Raw genomic sequence first — 19,671 nt, 5'->3', positions numbered from 1 at the left:
AGTTCTTCCGCCTGCCAGGCACTCTTTTGCGCATGAGCGTATTACTTTTCTGCTTTTCTTCTGCAGATCAGCATGATAACCAATGCCTCTGCTGCCGCACTCAATACGATAAGCCACAGACTCAGATTCATCTGGTCTCCGGTCTTCGGCGCATTCTTCCCGACTTTGTCCACCGTCCGGATCTTTTGGGCCGGAGCGGTTGTAGGGGAAACAGACTGTCTTGCTGTGTCTGTCACCTCTGGTTTCGGTGCTGGATCCGTCGGGTTGGGTGCCGGTTCTGTTGGTTTGGGTGCCGGTTCTGTTGGTTTCTCAGCCGCCGTCAGCGTAAATGCAATCATCGTGTTATCATCTGCTGCCTGTGCTACGTCCTTTCCCTCACCGAGAAGATCAGAGAGCACACCGCCTGCTGTGGACTGAACACCGTTCCATGTAAAGTTAAACGGCTTTACCGTACCTTCCGCGTTCTTCGCATTTGCAAAGAAGCTGCCCTGCAGCGTCTCAACCGTGATCGTCTGCTGACCGGATCCCGTGACTGTAAGTCCGGAGAAGCGGATCTTCATGACGTGCTCCGCATCCGAATATCCAACCTGATGAACAATCTCGGAAAGCCTGTCAAACGTGTCCACCGAGTCATCCGCAAGCCCGAACCTCACCGTTATTTCCTGACCATTCACCTCCGAGCTTTTGATGGCAAATGCATCCTTACCGAAAGTCGGAGCAACCGCCTCCACCTTTGCATCCGGAGCAATGGTCACACCGTCCGGGAATTTCAGCTTCAGTGTAAATCCAAACGTCACGCCCGGCTCACCGACCGCATTAGTAAGAGTGATGTTGTCCGGGTTTCCATAAGAATCGCTGATAGCATCAAGCTGGCTGACGATATCGTCCACGTCAAGAGCGCCAATAAGCACAATCGGATCTCCGACGCTGCTCTTGTATATAGTATCATTCCCGGTCAGCTCATTATCGCCTTCCAGAACACGGATATCTCCCGGAAGATTGAACAGGGACGGTGTCTTTACCGTATAGGCAATTGTATCGTTGTCGTTCTCACCCTGGGCATCATCTTTACCGTTTCCAAGCGCAGACGTTGTTCCTTCGCAGGCCTGCTTCGCCTTCCATGTGAAGGACGGCTCATACAGGACTTGTCCCTTCTCGTCCACAACCTCCGCTGAGAACATTCCGTTTAAGCTTCCGGTCGATGTGATGCGTGCGGCACTCGGGAGACTGGCCGAAACGTTAACCGGAACCGTAACTTCCAGAATATCGCTCACGCTGTCAACGGTCTCTTTAAGTTCCGTGAAGCTTGTATAATCGTTTTTCAGCGTCATGTCAACCGTGACAGTGCTGCCTTCAACCGTCACACCGCTGATTTCAAACAGATCATTGTCCGTGAGCGTCACGCTGCCTGCGTCCGCATTGCTGGAGAGTCCATCACCGAGTGTGATTACAGCTCTGAAAGAGCTCTTCACGTTGCGGATCTTATGTTCCCTCTCACTCCCCTCCATCGTGTCAATCTGATCTTTTATGGAAGAAACATCGAGTCTGCCGACATAGTTTAACACGCCGCCCGGCTGCACTTCCCGGATGGATCGGCTGTCCGCCGCGCCCTCTGTTGTCATGTCGCCCGGCAGTACCAGGTTCTGTGTCTTGCTCAGGCGGTAAGAAATCGAAATCGGATTCTTACTGTCTGCATTGCTGTCCTTTCCGGAGTCTGTCTGAGACGGCTTAAACGTAAAGGCGAAATAATACGATGTGCCCTGGCTTGTGGCGTCCGGATTGCGGTCCAGCGTCGCGATCGCCTGGAAATTGCCGCTCACATCACCGGAAACTTCAAGGACATCTCTGTCAGACTTGTTTTCCCCATTGACCATGAGACCGTCGATGGTGAAGGTGATCGTATCCGATTCAGAAAGAGCCGTCTGTATACCGGTGCTGTTTACCGCATCATAAAGCTTCTGATAATTGTCAATGCCGCTCTTCAGTTCAAAGGTCACGGTAATCTTTCGCCCGCTCACCTTTGTCTGCGTCACATCAAAACAGCTGCCGAGCCCATCGGCGCTAACCTGGATGGCCGTCTCATCCGGAACCGCAAATCCTTCCGGAATATCAAAGCCGGCCGTAAACGTGCACTTCGGATCCGTTATGACAATGCTGCTGTACTCATCCCGGCCGACGCCAAAGTTTCCCGCGATGGCTTTAAGTTTTTCCTTTACTTCCTTCACGTCAACAGCTGCTGTCAGGATCACCGTGTCACCCGGCTTAACCGACTGAATCCGTGTGGAGTCATCGCCATTCTCTTTGCCGCCGTGCCAGATATAAGCCGGGAGCGTGATGGTTCCGTTGAGTTTGGAGCGCTCGGCGGTCGGTGTCCAGCGCAGATACCAGGTCATGTCATCCGTTATCGTCGGATTTTCGCCGTTTATCGGAATGATGAACCATACGACGTAATCATCAAAACGAACCTCTGAGTCGTCACCGGAAAACGCGCTGGTTGACCAGGATGTCGTGTCAGCGAGCTTGTAGCCGCTCCACACCGCATCCGCATCCGGCTTCAGCTGATTGTAATCCAGTCCGAGAGCCTCTGTCAGGTCGTGCAGAGTCTGTCCATATGTGGCCGTCTTCTTGAGAACCGCCGTCTCCCCGCCGTAGCTGTCCGTCTCAATCGTAAAGTAATTAGGATTGTGATAGATGGAATTCGGACTGAACGTGCCGCCGCCGGCCGAGAATCTGACACTGTACTGCTTTGCCCCGTAATATGCGTACAAATCAACCTGCGTCTGCCCGTTCTCAAACGAAACCGCAGCGCCCTTCTTGTACTGCGTGCCCGTTCCGTCCTCTGCCGTCGTCCAGTACTCGAATGTCTTTCCCTGTACGGCAAAGTCCGAATTGCGGTTCACAATATCCGAATAGCCGATGACCGTCATCTCCGTCTGGCCCGGCTGCGGGCTCTGAATGAACGACTGCCCCTCGCCGTTATGGTACACAACGCTGATTTTGTTCCACTTGGCGTAAACTTCGGTATCGCCACTCACAGCCGTATCCATCGTAAACGGATGCTCTGTACCTTTACTATCCTTGTAGTACCACCCGAGGAATTCATCGCTGCTTACCGGTGTGCCCGGATCCGTATTGCCCTTCACAAAGTTCAGGGAATTGCCGCGGATCGTCGCAGCTGTCTTGTCCGCCGTCGCCCCGTCGGCAAATGTGGCATTGCCGTTATTCAGCTTGAACACCACCGTCGCCTTCGGACCCCAGACACGCTTCTGGCCGTCTTCATTTGCCTGCGCTACCGGATACGGATACGTTGTACCGTTAGCATTTACCATGGAGATGGTGGAAACCGACGGATCTGCCAGATTGAAAAGGGTAAGCTTTTCATTGCCATTGGCTTCGCCGTTCGTCGGGATCAGGTCATCCCGGGTAAGCTGGTTCTCGTCAACTTTATAGGATCCGCCTGTCACAACAAACGCGCCGTTGCCACCGATAGAATCCGCGGAAGAACTTCCGGGCGTCTCGATTACCGAAGAGCCGCCGATGTACAGATTGGATTTTTCGCGCGATCCAACCGCAATAAAAGCTGGATCAACATGATCTGCCTTCAGTGTGGAATTATTAACGCGAAGCGTGCCCCCAAAATTAACGTTGAATCCGCCGGAATTACTGTTCATAACAGTAAATGTTGATTTATCAATCGTCAGTTCACCGGTCACGTTAACCCTGGACGTCTGCACAACCACAGTCGATTCACGAATTTCTGCCCTGCAGTTTTGTTCTACCAACAGAACAAATCCATTATAGCTTCCGGAAAATTTCCCACTGATCTGAACGTTACATTGATACAGGTTTAAAGGTTTGTTCTCCGTGTAATCCAGCCACACATCACGGATTGTGATGTCCGAGTATTGTGCGTACAGACTACAATCAGCGTAACCCTGTTGATTACCTCCATTCCAGATGAGCGACACATGATCAAACTTTAAGTCTTTGCCTGTCGTTACTATACCAGCAGCTCCCTTATTTGCCGTCACCGTCACGTGCATCTTCGACTGGTCCGTACCGCTCATCGCGCCCTTCAGGCTGATACCGGTATTAACGTTCGTGAACACATATGTGCCGTCCGTCATGACCGCACCGGTGTCAACCGTAAGTGCGGTACCAAAGCCGGTCATTGTGAGCGTTGCTCCGTCCGACGTCTGCAGTTTCGATCCGGAAGCCAGCGTAAAACCATTGCCGCTTCCCGTCCCGGTGATGGTTGTGTCAGCAGCCACGTCCAGCGTGATGTTCTTGTCCACCTTGGCTCCGCTCACGGCAGAAGCGCTAATCTCGCCACGCATGTGAACCGTGCTGCCCTCATTCGCCGCAGCGACTGCCTCCGCCAGGGTCGCATAGGTAGTCTCCGTGTCTTCGTTAATCCAGAACGGTTCGCCATCCGCTGGAAGTGCAGCCGGCATTTTCGCTGCCTTTGCCGCGGCATCAGCCGCTCCGGACGTTTCCTCTGTCCCGGCAGGTGCTGTTGTTTCCGTGCTGTCACCCTGCGAAACCTCAGATGTTTCCGACGGCACAGTTGTTATCTCCGGTACTTCCTCAGCCTTTGCTCCTGCCGCGGGTTCCTGTGACTGTGCGTCCCCATCCATTTCCTCTGCCTGAGGCACAGTACTTTCCGTCTTATTGTCTGCCTGTGTCGTGCCTTTTTCTCCGGCATCCTCCGTTGCTGCAACCGAAGCCGTACCGACCACGCCTTCTCCTTCTGCCAGTGTGCTGACCGGATTTAGGCTGAATACCATCATCATGCACAGCAGTGCGCTGATGAACATTAATCGTCCACGCTTTTTTCTTTTCTTCAATGGTTTCCCCCCTCTTAAAAAATATTATACTTTTTCATAATACCTTTTCTGCCTTGAAAAGAAAAGCGAAAGAGCACTAAAAAAACCTATAAATAGGTTTTTCCTGCTTTACGCTTTATTTTTAACCTTAGCAAAAGGCTGGCAGGCTGGTTTACTTTTCCAAACTGGCGAAAACAGAAAAGTCGACAGCATAAAAAAAGAAAGGTACAATACTAACAGCAGCCAAAATCACAGATTACGGAGACACAGGTATCATGAAAATCAGTATCTGGAACATTTATAATAAGCTTCCTTACCCAGAAAAAATTCCTCTGATAAAGAATGGATCTCCAACAATAGAAAATGTGCGCTGGATCATCCCGCGGGATTTAAACCCAAATTCCGTTTATATTGGAAGCGCCGGAGAATTTTTTGATTCCTCCGAAAATGATACTCTGATTGTTCACCGATACGATATGATCCTGATACACAACGTAGACCCGGAAGAAGCCTTTAACGAGGTTTCCGCTATTATGGAACATTTTCAGAAATGGGAACATTGTCTTAAGGACTGCTGCAATTCTAATAATGGTCTACAGGAAATGCTGCATAACAGTGCCTGGATTTTACAAAACCCAGCATTTATCTACGCTCCAGACGGGAGAGCTCTGGCCATTTCTCCAGATTACCCTGCTTCCATTCACTGGCACTGGGCAGAAATTCTGAAGAATAATGGTCTTACAGAAGAACGCATGGAAAAACTGCAGGAGAGCATTGACCTTACAAACGTTTTTCTTGACAGAGAACCAACCACCAGGAATTCTCACATGGGAAACTATCAATACATGCACTGCAGCCTTGTTGTCAACAATTATATGGCCGGACATCTGGTAATTTTCAGCATGTTAAAGCCTTTTGAGAAGGGGCTTTCCTGGCTGGTTTCTGTACTGATCCAATATATGCAGCAATACATGTACAGACATCCAGACGTTTTCAGCCCCACTTCCCGGATTGGAGAGCTGATCTCTGCCCTGATTGATGGGCGTCCCTGCCCTGAAAAAAGTCTGATTCTGTTTCAAAAAGTACTTAGATGGAACATTGATCGTGATTTATTCCGCTTCTATCTGCTGGAAGAAAACGTAACGGGCGAACCGGTCTTGCTTGCCGGCTGTTATACCCGTCTTTCTGGCTGTCTCCATAATGCAGCAGTTTTCAGAGAAGATCGTTTTCTCGTCATTCTATGTAATATACAAAACGGTCTTACAGCAGAACAACGTGTAGAATCTGAGCTGAATACATTGGGGGAAAAGTTCTACTGTGGAGTAAGCATGACATTCCATGGAATACAGAATCTTCATCCATATTTTCGCCAGGCACATATGGAACTTGCACGCTGTAAGGAAAATGGAATGCTTCGTTCCCGTGCAGAAGATCATATCCACAGCTATATCCACACCCTGTTCAAACAAGACAATCTTTCCGGAACCTATCTCAGGCCTGAAATATCCAGGCTCCACAGATATGATGAGGAAAACAATACGCACTATTACGAAACTCTGCGCGCCTGGTTTTACAGTGGTTTCCACCCGGGAACCGCTGCAGCCATCCTCGGAATTCATCGCAATAGTTTCCTATACCGCTTTGAGCGAATGCGCAATATTATCTCTTTTCAAGAAATAGATATTTTATCCAGCACCCGTGACTTTCAGAAAATCAATGAGTTTTTCTATACATTTTTATATTACGACAGCTGACAGTGAGAACTATCCGGCCTTTGGTATGGTTCCCATTTCTTTATTATCTACATTTTTGCACAAAGAAAATTTCTCTTTATCCTAATCTGCACCTTTCTCTTTCGTCCATTCTTTTTTACCATAAAAACAACGGAAAAAACCCTGTACAGGAAAAGAAAGATGATCTTCTTCGCTTAATATCAAAAGAACAAGCACTCAGGAGGTATTTTTATGGGAACTTATGAAGAACGTCTGGAACGCATTAAGGCTGCTATCGCGCTGGAACCTGTGGATAAAATCCCGGTTATTTCTGGTCTTGCTGCTGTCGCCGCACCGATGACACACACCAATGTATCCGATTTTCTCAGCGACATGGAGTTAAACTGCACCTGTAATATCGAAGCGACCAAAATGCTGGGCAACGTTGATGGTGTTCAGACAACACTTTCTTCTCCGGAAGGTCTTCCGACCCTTTGGCTGTCCAACATTGGCGTTCCCGGAGAGGATATTCCGGATAACCAGCTCTGGCAGGTAAAGGAAAAAGAACTTGTGACCCAAGCGGATTATGACATCATTCTGCGTGACGGTTTTGAGTCATGGTATCTGAAATTCATGAAAGAAAAACTTCGTGATCCACTCACCAGAATGAAGCCGCTAGTTTCCTATGGCCCTACAGCAAAAAAACGATTTGAAGATGCCGGTTTTGTTGTTATTAAAAACAGCTCTCTGCTCACTCCCTTTGAAATGCTTTGCGGAGGCCGTTCTCTGGAGGCCTTTTTAATTGATGATCTGATGGAAATTCCGGATAAGGTAGACGCTGTATTTGAAGTCATCCATAAATACAACATGAATCGTTATCAAAAGTTGTTTGAATCCCCCGCCAAACCGTTCGGCGTATGGATCGGCGGCTGGAGAGGCACGCCGGAAACATTGAATCCGACTATGTTCCAACGCTTCAGCTGGAAATATTTCCGAGATCTTGTTGATCTCTGTATTCAGTACAATGTCCTGCCCATTCTGCACCTGGATGCTTGCTGGGATCTCGGCCTACCCTATTTCCGTGACATTACACCTAAAAAAGCAATTATGGCACTGGATGGGAAAACTGACATCCATAAAGCCAAAGAAGTTATCGGCGATATGATGTGCATTATGGGAGATGTTCCGGCATCTATGATTGCTTTTTCCAAGCCTCAAGACGTTTATGACTATACAATGAACCTCATTCACACAATCGGCCCGAGAGGATACATGGTATGTTCTGGCTGCGATATTCCTTTTAACGGAAAAATAGAAAATATGCAGATGATGGCTAAAGCTGCTGATGATGCTGCAGGGAAATGAAAGGATGGTGATATAAATGAAAACATCTGCCAGAAAATCAATCACCGGTCTTCTTCTGTGCGCCATCTTGATTATTGCCGCCGAGATAATACCGCTGGCAGACGGTGTCACAAGAGTTGGCCTGCTGTCCCTGGCGGTATTCTTCGGAACAATCCTGATGTGGATTTTAAATTCATTACCAATGTGTGTTACTGCCCTGCTGATGATGTTCCTTATGCCAGGGCTGGGCGTCATGAAACTGGAAGATGTTTATTCTTCCTTTGGCGGAACAGCCTTTTTCTTTGCAATCGCAACCTTTGCAATTTCTCTGGCATTGGAAAACACGTCTGTACCTCTCAGAATATGCAATGTTCTGACCCGCTTGGCAAAAGGTGACCCTAAAAAACTTGTAATCGCAATCATGTTTGCCTGTGGTCTGACCTCTGGCATAATGTCAAATCTTTCTACATGTATTATTTATTTGAATCTCGGTCTGGCACTTCTGAAAGCCAATAACTGTGAGCCGGGAAACTCCAATCTGGGAAAAAGCCTGATGATTGGAATTCCCTGCGCTGCAGGCGTAGGCGGCCTGATTACACCTGCGGGAACTCCAGGAAACCTTTTAATCATCCAGCTTCTGGAAACACAGGGAATCACGATGTCCTTTCTGCAATGGGTTCTGTTCTTTGCCCCGCTGGCGCTTCTGTGCATCCTGATTGGTTCACTGTGGATTGTTCACCTATACAAACCAGAAGATATATCCTCAGAAGCTATCCACACTCTTCAGGATAATCTGGAAAAAACCGGTTCTCTGAAAATTCAAGAGAAAAAGACTATACTGATCATTGCTGCTATGCTTATCTGCTGGCTTCTTGGCACCTGGGTTTCCGTTCTGAATGTTACTGTTGTTGCAGTTGTCGGAATGGCCGTCCTGTTTTTCCCCGGCATTGCCGTCCTGGACTGGAAGGCAACTGCCGCAAGAATTAACTGGGATCTCTGTCTGACCATTGGATCTGTCGGCGTTCTAATCGGCGGGATGACTTCCACTGGAATCATGGACTGGATTGTAGCACGACTCTTCTCCGGTATCGCCGGCTGGAGCCTGATCCCTATGTTCTTTGTTCTGGGATTGGTAATCTGTATCATCCGCGCTTTCATTCCGACAGCTCCGGCTATTGTTGCCCTTTTCGGGGCGCCTCTGCTCTCTCTAGTCGCCGTAAGTGGAGCAACTCCCGCTGCTCTTCTGGCTCTGCCAGCTTTCTGGGCCTGCGCGCCTATGTTGCTCTGGATTGAACCAATCTATTTGTTCAGCTATGGTTATGGCTATTATAAGCCTCTTGATTTACTGAAATATGGCATACTGCCCTCCCTCTGCATGTGTGGAATTATGGCTTTTCTTCCTTATTATTCCAGGCTGTTTGGATTATAGAGAGGGTGTTCTCAAAGATAATATGAAAACAATATTCACAGACTGTTTTACCGGCGCCAAAGGTGCCGGTAAAACTTCGCTAATACAGTCAATACAGAAGGTGCAACTTCCGCGAAAACGGAATGTGTTATTTCTTAACGAAGAGGGATCCATAGCCTATTCTGCTTCCAACCCGGATTGTTTCCGTATCTACCCTATTCTCGGAGGATGTATCTGCTGCAGCGGACAAACAGAACTTATCCATTTCATGCAGGAATCCCTGGCCGAAGATAATCCGGAACGTTTTATCATTGAACTCTGCGGAGCCGGAAGAATAAAAGACCTCCTTCCCCTCCTCCACCTCATCCCCGACTGTGCTCCCGGACTATTCTGTCATATTCTGAATATGCAGCATTTACCTGCGCGTATGCACATCATGGGAAGCTTACTCTGGAATCAAATTGCCGAGGCTCCGATTATTATAATGAACCGGTGCAATGCACTGGTTCCCGAACAATTTATGTCTTGCCTGCAGTCTATCCGGGAGCACAACAAAAATGCGCTGATCCTTCCTTTGAACGAAAAAAACCTTGCAGATACCAGAATCCTGAGCATGAATTTTTATCAAGAGCTCTGTCCTGAATATCAGAATTATTTTACTCCGATTGGACAATTGAAGTATGAAAATCTATTTTCTTTCTCCGAAAATCAGCTCAGTTCCAAGTATATAGATTCTGACCGATCAGAAAGGCGAAAGATAAAAATCAGAATACGATTTTGAAAAAACACCACACCATTTCAGGTGCAGCGGTTTTCTTTCTCACTGCAAATCATGCCTTCGGGGCAGCGTCCTTCTCCCCATCCGCCAGCAGTTTCTCCACCTGATTTCTTACCAGCTCCAGATCTGCCGGAAGCCATGCGACATCATACAGATGCTCCCTGTCCAGCCAACGCGCAGCCTCGTGCTCCAGAAGTTCCAGTTTTCCGCTCTTCACCCGGCATAAAAAGCATTTCATGGAGATGTGAAATGTCGGGTAATCTTCTTCGATTGTATCGAGCAGCCGAACCGGCTCAATTTCTGTATTTAATTCTTCCCGAATTTCTCTCACAATCGCATGTTCCGGCGTTTCCCCTTCCTCGATCTTTCCGCCGGGAAACTCCCAGCCATCCTTATATTCACCGTAACCACGCTGGGTCGCGAAAATCTTTCCATCATGCAGGATAACAGCACAGGCAACATGTATTTTTCTCATCTTGTTTTCTCCCTGTATCTATAATGTCTATAAATTTCCAAAGATCATTAGAACCTTTTGCTTTGACGCTGGCGCTGGCTTTTTCAAAAAAACTTCACACTGCCTACCCCTCTTAGTACATCTCATTCAAAAGCGTTATCATCTAAAACTTTCAAAGCTCTTTTTCCGTAATATATTCGTACAAATCTTCCCTGACCGGTACATCCAGCTTCCAGTACATCCGGACAGCAGTTTTATCTGTGCCGGGGAGGATAAATTCTTCCGGCTGCATGGTCTTATCCGGGAACATTCTGCCAAGATAGTAAAACTCCTTTGACACCTTATCATCTTTATTTTTCCGAACAAAAAGATGTACGGCGATACCACGTTCTTCGCACCGCAGAAAATTTTGCACATCATCAGAAGTAAGTGTTCGCCCTGATTTGGAAATCGCTGTCAAGCGATCCGGCGCAGTGAAAATATCCTCATACTGCTGTGTCGCCGCGACCGACTCATCCTTTATGTAATTCACAAATACCGGAAATGTTTTTGTCTTCGGATCATATTTGTAGCCACCAATATTAAGTGGCACTTCATTGTGCTCCCAATTCAGCAAGCGACAGACGTCCTCGTAGGTATATTTGCGGTAGAGAACCAGCTTTGTATCTCGATAAGTATTGCTATAATCTCTTTTATTTCTGTACAGTCCGAAATCCAGTACTTCCGCAAGAATTGCCCGAAATTCCGGATCTCCCAACATCTTGCGAAACGATTCCGACAGATTATAGTCCCCATTACCCGATCCATTTGGTTGAATCAGAACACAATCCGAAAATTTCTTTTTCCCCGCCCCGGTAGGAAATTCATTTGTCAGGTAATTGATCACATTGAGCCTGAAAGAATCCTGAATAGGTGCGGCACACCCGGAAAAAATATTCTCCGGTGCCTCAAGAGCATGCTTTAGCAAAAGAAGTTCTTCCGCCCGTTTCCCATCCGCAAGTTTTAACGAAACGAATTCGATAACTCTTGTTTCCCGCTCGGTAAGCCTGATCTTGTATTCTTTTTCATATTTTACGAGAAAATTGTGGTAGGATCCACATTTGCCTATGATAAGCAGTACATCCATTTCACCATATTCATCGAAATCGCGCAAGGTAGGAATTCGCCCTAACTTAAACTTCAGATTCTCATAATTCCCGCGCATCAGCTTTATGTCATTCACATTTGCACTGTCGATTGCCGCATAGATCCGTTTTCGCGAAATTTCATCAAAGTGAATCGAAGAACTTCCCGGTATCACCCGTGCGCCATCCGCTACATAACGGCGCATATTATCTTTATTATAAGAACGGTCACCGGACAGTGCGATCGGGATCATATAGTTATTTGTATAATTTCCGATAAAATCAAGAATAACAACAAATTCCTTGTTATTTGCCTTTCGAAGTCCCCGGCCAAGCTGCTGCACAAAAATGATTGGGCTCTGTGTCGGCCGTAGCAGGATCACCTGATTAACTTCAGGGATATCGACTCCTTCGTTAAAAATATCGACTGTAAGAATATAATCCAACAGATCAGCGTCTGGATTATCTGTGCTCAGTCTCTCAATATAGTTCTCTCTCTTTTCCTGAGAAGTCTCACCTGACAGGAATACTGTCCGAAGCCCTCTCTCATTGAGTTTCTGCGAGAGATTCTCACCGACCTCTCGGCGGCTGACGAACATCAAGCCCTTCACCCGATCACCACTATGCCCATAATACGCAGCCTTTGCCAAAATATAATCTACCCTGGCATCGCTCGTAAGGTAATTAAACTGCCGAATTCTTTCCGCTGGATCTGTCCTTTCCAAAAAGGATTCATCTTGTGAAATTTCACCGTCAAGGATCAAATCCGTGATGCCAAAATAGTGGAATGGACAGAGCAGATTTTCCTCCATCGCCTGTTGCAGACGAATCTCATAGGCAATGTTGTGATCGAAAAGCTGATAAATATCGTAACCATCCGTCCTTTCCGGAGTAGCAGACATACCGAGCCAGAACTTTGGATGAAAATATCTCAGAATTTTCTGGTAGCTTGCCGATCCGGATTTATGCACTTCATCAATCGTGATAAATGAAAACTCATCCCTTTCAAAATGCTGCAGCGTTTCATCTTTTGCCATCATCTGCATCGTTGCAAAAAGATAATCTGCATCATAATTCTTAGAATTTCCGGACAGCAGGCCAAATGTCTTTGTGTTTCCAAATACCCTCTTATAGCTTGCCATCGCCTGCTTTGCGATCTGCTCTCTATGAACAATAAAAAGCATCTTTTCCGGATTTTCTTCTCGCATGGCAAAAGCCGAGGCATAGGTCTTGCCCGTCCCCGTAGCCGAAATAAGGAGCGCTCGTTTTTTTCCTTCCTTTATCATTTTTTTCAAATTTTTGATAAAGCCGACCTGCATGGAGTTTGGTTTCAGCCGATAAGTCTCAAGATCTATAGCAAGGCTATTTTGGAATGCCTTTTTCGCTATTCTTCGCTGCTCCCGACTGACTTCATATGCCGTCTGATAGGCTGGCATGAACTGGTCATAGCGTTTGGTGTTCTCCGAACTCCACAGTTCCTGAAACTCCTGTCGTATCTTTTCCGCGTATTCTCCATCTTCCGTAGATACTATTTTTGTGTTCCACTCTTTGTTCCTCGTCAGCGCTGTCATAGTCAGATTGGAACTGCCCACAATAATACGGTATATCTCTTTATTCTCAAAAATATAACCCTTGGTATGGAAGCCTTCTGCTTCATCTGCCATATACATACGTATCTCTATATTGGTCAGCTCTTGCAGTTTATGAATTGCTCTTGGATCGCTGAAGTTAAGATAATCTGTTGTAAGAATTTTCCCAGGAATTCCTTTCATTTCCAATTCCTTCAGCGTTTGAAGAAGAGGCGTAATTCCGCTCAGCGTGATAAATGCCACACTGATATAGAACTTCTCACAACGCAGCAGTTCGGATTCAATAGTGGAGAGAACTTTCCTTCCTTCTCTATAATTATTTGAAACAAACTCTGGCTTATAGGCCAGATTTGTATTATGTGTTCCATCAATAAATGCTGAATACGCCCCATCCTCTATCTTCTTCGCATATTCATTCAGAACTTTCCTACGAATATTGTCCATCTCTTACCGCACCTTCTGTATTTGAAATACCATTCCCGTTATCTCTTTTCCTCATTCCAGCCAAGTTTCTTTTATCTCATTATCCCCCAAGCGGCAGTACCATCTGCCCGGTGGCCCAACGCTTCTGCACGGCATCGTGTACTTCGTCCCCCGGCATGGAACCTCCGATCAGAAAGGGGGAGTCGGGATCATGCCATTTCATTCTTGTCCGGACAATCCCCATATCCTGGTTGGCATAGCAGTAGCGGCAGCCGTGTCCGCAGCTGTTGTAGGCGCCGATATCATTTCCGATCAGACAGCTGCATCCCGGCCTTGCCTGCGGCGCTGCGGAGGAGGGAATGCAGAATTCCTCTCCCATCGCCTGTTCCAGAACCTGTTTTGTCATACAGCCGGAGCAGTCAAAGCCAAAGGGCTCCAGATCTTCTCCTTCCAGGCAGGTCCGCATATTCATGTGAAAAGAAGCTCCGATTTCAGAAAACGCCCTTCCTATTTCAAGCCTTTCGGATTGCGTTACTTCTCTTGCTTCCGGAAAATTCCGCTTTGTTTTTTCGTACAGGTCAAGAAAGCTGATGACAACCTGATGGGTATAGCCCTGCAGCATTCCGCACATCCGACGGAAAGACCGGACATGGAAATCTACCGAATATTGATCCGTGATCAGGATCGGATCGTAACGCCAGCCGATACAGCGGGGAGACACCATTTCAGACAGGCGCTGAAATGACCGGATAACCTTATCTGCTTCCGGTACATGCGGTTCTATGTCCTTTCCGTAAGGTGTAATGGTTACAAACCAGAACTGCCGATAGGCCGAAAGCTCCTGCAGTCTGTCCAGCATCGGCGCCGGATTTTTGGTGCAGAAGCACAGAAGATCCACCACATCCGGGGTCAGTCTGTAACGGGTTACTTTCGTCTCGAAATAAGGATTGCGTACACAGACATAGCCCTCACGGATGCGATTGTAAAACCACCTGCTGTAAAAAGCCGGTATATCCGTCCGCTGTCCTGTATTGATAATCATAGATATCCCCTTTTCTATTCGGCTCTGTGCCCTTATAGTCCCGCTGTCGGCACAGGAGCCGCAGGCAGGATGCCAATGCCATGGGAAATTTTCTTTTTATTATACCGGAATCCTCCCTCTGTGGTACACTGAATGTATCAGTCTGAACACAGTGTATGACAGGGCACATGCATCCATGTATGAACTGTCATGCGCACGCAGCGGCAGGGAAAAGCGGAACGCCCTGACTGCGTGAGGATGGACACGGCTGCAGAAGTTGTCTGTTTTTTTATACCACTTAAATTATTTTTCACAAGGGAGGTATTGCAATGTGCACCGCTGCTGTTTACGCAACCAAAAATCATTACTTCGGGCGGAACCTGGATCTGGAATTTTCATACCACGAGACGGTGACAATCACCCCCAGGAATAAGGTTCTTCCTATGCGCCATATGGACGACATGGTTACACATTATGCCATGATCGGCATGGCCTTTGTCGTTTCCGGCTACCCGCTGTACTACGATGCGACCAATGAAAAAGGACTCAGCATGGCCGGTCTTAATTTTCCGGGCAATGCCTGCTACCGTCCGGTTGCCGGGGACAGAGACAACGTGGCCTCCTTTGAATTTATTTCATGGATTCTGGGAAAATGCGCGACCGTGAAGGAGGCACGCGTGCTTCTGGAACGAATCAACCTGACCGATGATGCTTTTGCCAAAGAGCTTCCCCCGTCTCCGCTTCACTGGATGATTGCAGATCCGGCGGAATCCATTGTTTTTGAGCAGACCGCAGAGGGAGGCAAGATATACGACAATCCCGTCGGTGTTATGACAAACAACCCGACCTTTGACTATCAGTTGACTCACCTGCAGGATTATATGAACGCTTCCGCGTCTCTGCCGGAGAACCGCCTGATTCCCGGAATGAGTATGAATCCCTACAGCCGCGGAATGGGCGGCATGGGCATTCCCGGAGATCTCTCCTCCGCCTCTCGTTTTGTAAAGGTGGCTTTTACAAAGATGAATTCCCTGTCGGGGAGCAGCGAGGAAGAAAGCATCGGGCAGTTTTTCAAGATTCTGGGTTCCGTAGAACAGCAAAAAGGATGCTGCCGTCTGGGTAAAGACGAAAAAGGAAATGACCTCTGTGAATACACCATTTACAGCTCCTGCTGCAATATGGAAAAAGGGATTTACTACTACACCACCTACGAAAACAGCCAGATTACCGGTGTAGACATGCACCATGAAAATCTGGACGGTACGGAGCTTGTCACCTACGAGCTGGAAAAGCAGGAGCAGATCCGCATGATGAACTGAGAAATCCCTGTTTCTGCAGTTTATGCCTAAACAGGCTGATTCGGCGGCTGTCGGACACCATCTGCTTAACAGAAAGGCTTTAGTAATCTTATTACCTTATGTTCAAACAGGCTGGTTAAGCGGCTGCCGGACACCATCTGCTTAACCGGCGGAACCGACGGGCTCTTCTTCCGGCACTTCTGTGATTGTGCCGCCTCCGACGACAACATCTCCGTCGTACAGGACAAGGGCCTGTCCCACAGTCAGCGCGCGCTGCGGCTCATCGAATACCAGGCGGATTTTTCCGTCTTTCAGCGGCCATACTGTGGCAGGCTGCTCCTTCTGACGGTATCTTGCTTTTGCGGCCACGTGCATGGGGCCGGACAGCTCCGGAATGGAAATCCAGTTCATGTCATCCGCAATCAGCGTACGGGAGAAAAGCGCCTGTCCCGGACCTACCGTGACGGTGTTGTTTTTCATATCCTTACGGCAGACATACACATGTTCGCCCATGGCCAGATGCAGTCCCCGCCTCTGGCCGATGGTATAACTGATGGCGCCCTGGTGTGTTCCGATTTTGTTTCCCTGCAGATCCAGAAAATCTCCCGGGGCGTGTGCTTTTCCGGTGTAATTTTCGATAAATTCAACATAATCCCCGTCGGGGACAAAGCAAATGTCCTGGCTGTCATGTTTATCGGCATTGACAAATTTCAGGGCTCCGGCAATTTTCCGCACCTCTGTTTTCCGCAGTTCTCCCAGCGGAAATTGTGTGTGCGCCAGCTGTTCCTGCGTCAGGGAATACAGGACATAGCTCTGATCCTTGGTGGAATCCACCGCCTTTTTCAGCAGCCAGCGGCCTGTGTTTTCATCTCTCTCGATCCGCGCGTAATGGCCTGTCACAATATAGTCATAGCCGTTTTCATGCGCGAATTCCATCAGCTTGTCAAACTTCATGTAACGATTGCAGTCGATACACGGATTGGGCGTCCCGCCTTCCTCGTAGACGCGGATAAACTTCTGAATGATCTTTTCATTGAAATCATCCATCATATTGATGACGCCATAGGGAATCCCTATTTCCTCCGCCACCATGGCCGCGTCTTCCACATCCTTTGCGGAGCAGCAGGTGTGCGCTCCCTCTCTGTGAATTTCTCCGTTGGAAAACAGGCGCATGGTCGTGCCCATGCACCGATATCCTTTCTGGTGCATGATGTAGGCCGCAACCGAGCTGTCCACTCCTCCGCTCATGGCAATCAGCGCTGTCTTTACGGAACTATTCTCCTTTTCCATTTTATCATTCAACCTCACAAAAACCGGTATGCCCCGTGACCGGGGCAGTTAAAATAAAATCAAACAAAACAACGGCTCAGATGAAAACTCTACGAATACCCTTCTGCCGGGCAGTCAAGATAAAACACAATACCAGCTCAGACGATAACTCCGAGCATGCCTAGCTGCCGGGGCGGCATAAATTAAACTAGCAGTGCTAAAAGCTTCCTTTATCCGGCCGGAATCTTACCGGAAATGTATCTGCGGTAAGCAGCGGAAATCCGGGATGCAAAGCTGTTACGTCTCCGCCAGAATATATTTCTTCAGTTCCTGATATATTTTTTCCTCGTCCGGCGGGCAGCCCGGAATACTGAACGCGAAATTCTTTGTGCACCGCCCGATTCCGAGCTTCCCTGTTTTCCCCTGATGCCCCTGGCCGATAGCGATTTTATCCTTCAGCTGATCCAGCAGTCCTTCCTCTTTTAAGCGGTACAAAGCCGGGATCAGGCTCCCGTAACAGGCGCTGCAGGAATCCACTTCCTCCACGGCGTAGGAGACATCCAGAACCCGGCGGGACGCTGCATTTCCTTCCTCCCGCTCTTCTTCGCCGCCGTTCAGGCAGATAATTTCTGCATTTTTCAGGTCTGCCGTCCCCGTGCCTAGTTTTTCCGCCATGCCGACATACGGCACATCCGCTGCCGACAGCCCGAGCAGGGCACAGGCATAGCTGTCCGTAAGTACCGGGTCGCGGGATGCCATGATGCAGTTCCGGACAAGCGGACTGCCTCCTTCCTCGAAATCAGGGTCTCCGCAGATATGGTCCACAACAATAAAGTCCTGGCGGATGCCCGCGGACAGATGGGCAATGGGTTTGTGCAGACCCATCCGGTGGAATCTGCGCTTTTCCGAATCCGGAAGCAGTCCTTTCATATTTTTCAGCGCGCAGGTCATTTTTGTCTGGCAGTGTCCCTTCAGCACCGGAACATTGATCCAGAAATCCACCTCGTCCACGATATCCGTAAGATTCAGTTCCAGGCCGCCGCAGTCAGCCGCATGAAAGGGAAGCTTTTTTGTATCCTTAAATTCCACACCATAACGCTCCGAAAGCTCCCGATACCCGCAGTATTCCAGTGCTTCTGACGTTCTGTCTCCCACCCAGGAGCCTTCTGCCATGACCAGATGGGAAAAGCCGTGTCCCTGCAGATACTCCAGAATTCCCGCGACGATCTCCGGATGGGTGGTCGCTCCGAAATCCGCCGGAGTCGGACACACCAGATTTGGCTTAATGCCGATACGCAGCTTTCGGTCTGAAATCAAAGCTGCCAGATCCGTCTTTTCCAGAAGCTCCATGGTCATTTTTTTATATTCAGTACCGTATATTTTCCAGATCTGATTTTTTCTGATCATTTTTCTTCTTCTCCCGTTCCTTCTGAGGTTCTTCGCTGTCCCGTGGCTTTTATATTATAACATCTCCGGCGTCACGACAAATCCGGAATATGGTATACTGAACGCAGACCCCTGAATCTGCAGTTTCTTTTCCCTGCTTTTACAACCGCGGAGGAGAACCTGCATGTATGATAAAACCCCGCTTTGGGGAAAGGAGTGATAATGATGAAAAGAACAGTTTCTGCCGCCGCTCTTGTTCTGGCGGCTGTTCTGGCCGGAACCGGTACTTTCTCCGGATGTGGTGTGCACGCGGCTTCCGAAACCGCCGCGTCTGCCTCTGTCTCTGAAACCGGCACGGCATCTTCCGGCTCATCCGCAGCACAGAAAGCGCCTGCGGATGCCTCTGCCTCTGCAGACAGTACAAAAAAAGCATCCTCTGTCTCCGCAGACAGCACCGACACCGGAACAAGTTCCTCTGTTTCCGCAGAAGCTTCGTCTGGAGGAACAGAAAGCGGTTCTGCGCAGATTCCGAACCCATGGACAGAGACTTCTTCCCTGGAGGAAGCGGTGGAAGGATCCGGCGTGGATTTCACACCTCCGATTGACGCGGCGCTGTCCTTCTATGACGGTCTTACCCTGCAGACATACCTCTACATGGACGGAACCATCGAAGCGGACTACTCCAACGGAAGCGATACCCTGACCATCCGGAAATCCACGGACACCGAGGGGCAGACCCTGTCCGGCGATTACAGCGAATACTCCTCCACCTGGGAATATTCCATGAAGGGGCTGCCCGTCACCTGCAGGGGAGACGGAACCCGGATCAACGAAGCCACCTTCAGCGTGGATTCTTATCATTATGCGGTTTCCTGTGACGCAGGGGAAGAAGGTAAGGGCATTACGGAAGAAAGTCTGACCTCTCTTCTGATGGGGATGTCCTGAAAGAGCACGAAGCCAATAACAACCGAAATTTATATTTTGGTGCCAAATCATCGCGTTTACGCAAAGATATGGGGAAATATTTCCATGCCGGATA

12 protein-coding genes are annotated in these 19,671 nt (G+C 48.4%); 6 read left to right on the top strand and 6 right to left on the bottom strand.

The annotated features are described in order from the left end of the window. Positions 1-41: 41 nt before the first annotated feature. Positions 42-4,847 (bottom strand): hypothetical protein, encoded by a 4,806-nt coding sequence (locus FYJ60_RS03615; protein ID WP_154457210.1) that lies wholly within the window; start codon positions 4,845-4,847, stop codon positions 42-44. A gap of 254 nt (positions 4,848-5,101) precedes the next feature. On the opposite strand from FYJ60_RS03615, the gene FYJ60_RS03610 reads away from it, so the two are divergent. From FYJ60_RS03610 to FYJ60_RS03595, 4 genes are all read left to right on the top strand, one after another. Next, a complete protein-coding gene (locus FYJ60_RS03610; RefSeq protein ID WP_154457209.1) occupies positions 5,102-6,580 on the top strand; it encodes a PucR family transcriptional regulator in 1,479 nt (492 codons plus the stop codon). Positions 6,581-6,790: 210 nt separating this feature from the next. Next, the gene (locus tag FYJ60_RS03605) at positions 6,791-7,903 is read left to right on the top strand and encodes a uroporphyrinogen decarboxylase family protein (protein ID WP_154457208.1); all 1,113 of its coding nucleotides are present in this window, start codon (positions 6,791-6,793) and stop codon (positions 7,901-7,903) included. Between the two features lie 16 nt (positions 7,904-7,919). Then, positions 7,920-9,311 carry an SLC13 family permease gene (locus FYJ60_RS03600; RefSeq protein ID WP_154457207.1) on the top strand — a complete coding sequence of 464 codons (1,392 nt, stop codon included), beginning with the start codon at positions 7,920-7,922 and terminating at the stop codon, positions 9,309-9,311. Positions 9,312-9,333: 22 nt separating this feature from the next. Then, on the top strand, positions 9,334-10,071 hold the full coding sequence (locus tag FYJ60_RS03595; protein WP_205838946.1) for a GTP-binding protein: 738 nt from the start codon (positions 9,334-9,336) through the stop codon (positions 10,069-10,071). A 49-nt stretch (positions 10,072-10,120) separates the two neighbouring features. Here the strand turns inward: FYJ60_RS03595 and FYJ60_RS03590 are convergent, their stop codons facing one another. From FYJ60_RS03590 to FYJ60_RS03580, 3 genes are all read right to left on the bottom strand, one after another. Beyond that, positions 10,121-10,543 (bottom strand): (deoxy)nucleoside triphosphate pyrophosphohydrolase, encoded by a 423-nt coding sequence (locus FYJ60_RS03590; protein ID WP_154457205.1) that lies wholly within the window; start codon positions 10,541-10,543, stop codon positions 10,121-10,123. 151 nt (positions 10,544-10,694) lie between these two features. Further along, positions 10,695-13,679 (bottom strand): DUF3427 domain-containing protein, encoded by a 2,985-nt coding sequence (locus tag FYJ60_RS03585; protein WP_154457204.1) that lies wholly within the window; start codon positions 13,677-13,679, stop codon positions 10,695-10,697. 79 nt (positions 13,680-13,758) lie between these two features. Then, on the bottom strand, positions 13,759-14,700 hold the full coding sequence (locus FYJ60_RS03580; RefSeq protein ID WP_154457203.1) for a DUF1848 domain-containing protein: 942 nt from the start codon (positions 14,698-14,700) through the stop codon (positions 13,759-13,761). Positions 14,701-15,008: 308 nt separating this feature from the next. Here FYJ60_RS03580 and bsh point away from each other — a divergent pair, with 308 nt between their 5' ends. After that, entirely contained in the window at positions 15,009-15,998 is a 990-nt protein-coding gene (bsh, locus tag FYJ60_RS03575; protein WP_154457202.1) for a choloylglycine hydrolase, read from the top strand. 141 nt (positions 15,999-16,139) lie between these two features. On the opposite strand, the gene mnmA is transcribed toward bsh, so the two are convergent. Next, a complete protein-coding gene (gene mnmA / locus FYJ60_RS03570; RefSeq protein ID WP_154457201.1) occupies positions 16,140-17,267 on the bottom strand; it encodes a tRNA 2-thiouridine(34) synthase MnmA in 1,128 nt (375 codons plus the stop codon). A gap of 276 nt (positions 17,268-17,543) precedes the next feature. After that, on the bottom strand, positions 17,544-18,653 hold the full coding sequence (locus FYJ60_RS03565; protein ID WP_154457200.1) for a DUF362 domain-containing protein: 1,110 nt from the start codon (positions 18,651-18,653) through the stop codon (positions 17,544-17,546). 201 nt (positions 18,654-18,854) lie between these two features. Between FYJ60_RS03565 and FYJ60_RS03560 the strand changes: the two genes are divergently transcribed. Further along, positions 18,855-19,577 (top strand): hypothetical protein, encoded by a 723-nt coding sequence (locus FYJ60_RS03560; protein WP_154457199.1) that lies wholly within the window; start codon positions 18,855-18,857, stop codon positions 19,575-19,577. The last annotated feature ends 94 nt before the right edge of the window (positions 19,578-19,671 follow it).

Origin of the sequence: Bilifractor porci (genome assembly GCF_009696005.1) — a bacterium.
Taxonomy (GTDB): Bacteria; Bacillota; Clostridia; order Lachnospirales; family Lachnospiraceae; genus Bilifractor; species Bilifractor porci.
This window is presented reverse-complemented; position numbering and strand designations above follow the sequence as displayed.

Bases quoted from the DNA above. Each gene is read 5' to 3' on its own strand.
- FYJ60_RS03580 (WP_154457203.1), bottom strand. From the start codon at position 14,700: ATGATTATCAATACAGGACAGCGGACGGATATACCGGCTTTTTACAGC.
- FYJ60_RS03585 (WP_154457204.1), bottom strand. From the start codon at position 13,679: ATGGACAATATTCGTAGGAAAGTTCTGAATGAATATGCGAAGAAGATA.
- mnmA (WP_154457201.1), bottom strand. From the start codon at position 17,267: ATGGAAAAGGAGAATAGTTCCGTAAAGACAGCGCTGATTGCCATGAGC.
- FYJ60_RS03590 (WP_154457205.1), bottom strand. From the start codon at position 10,543: ATGAGAAAAATACATGTTGCCTGTGCTGTTATCCTGCATGATGGAAAG.
- bsh (WP_154457202.1), top strand. From the start codon at position 15,009: ATGTGCACCGCTGCTGTTTACGCAACCAAAAATCATTACTTCGGGCGG.
- FYJ60_RS03600 (WP_154457207.1), top strand. From the start codon at position 7,920: ATGAAAACATCTGCCAGAAAATCAATCACCGGTCTTCTTCTGTGCGCC.
- FYJ60_RS03560 (WP_154457199.1), top strand. From the start codon at position 18,855: ATGATGAAAAGAACAGTTTCTGCCGCCGCTCTTGTTCTGGCGGCTGTT.
- FYJ60_RS03610 (WP_154457209.1), top strand. From the start codon at position 5,102: ATGAAAATCAGTATCTGGAACATTTATAATAAGCTTCCTTACCCAGAA.
- FYJ60_RS03565 (WP_154457200.1), bottom strand. From the start codon at position 18,653: ATGATCAGAAAAAATCAGATCTGGAAAATATACGGTACTGAATATAAA.
- FYJ60_RS03605 (WP_154457208.1), top strand. From the start codon at position 6,791: ATGGGAACTTATGAAGAACGTCTGGAACGCATTAAGGCTGCTATCGCG.
- FYJ60_RS03595 (WP_205838946.1), top strand. From the start codon at position 9,334: ATGAAAACAATATTCACAGACTGTTTTACCGGCGCCAAAGGTGCCGGT.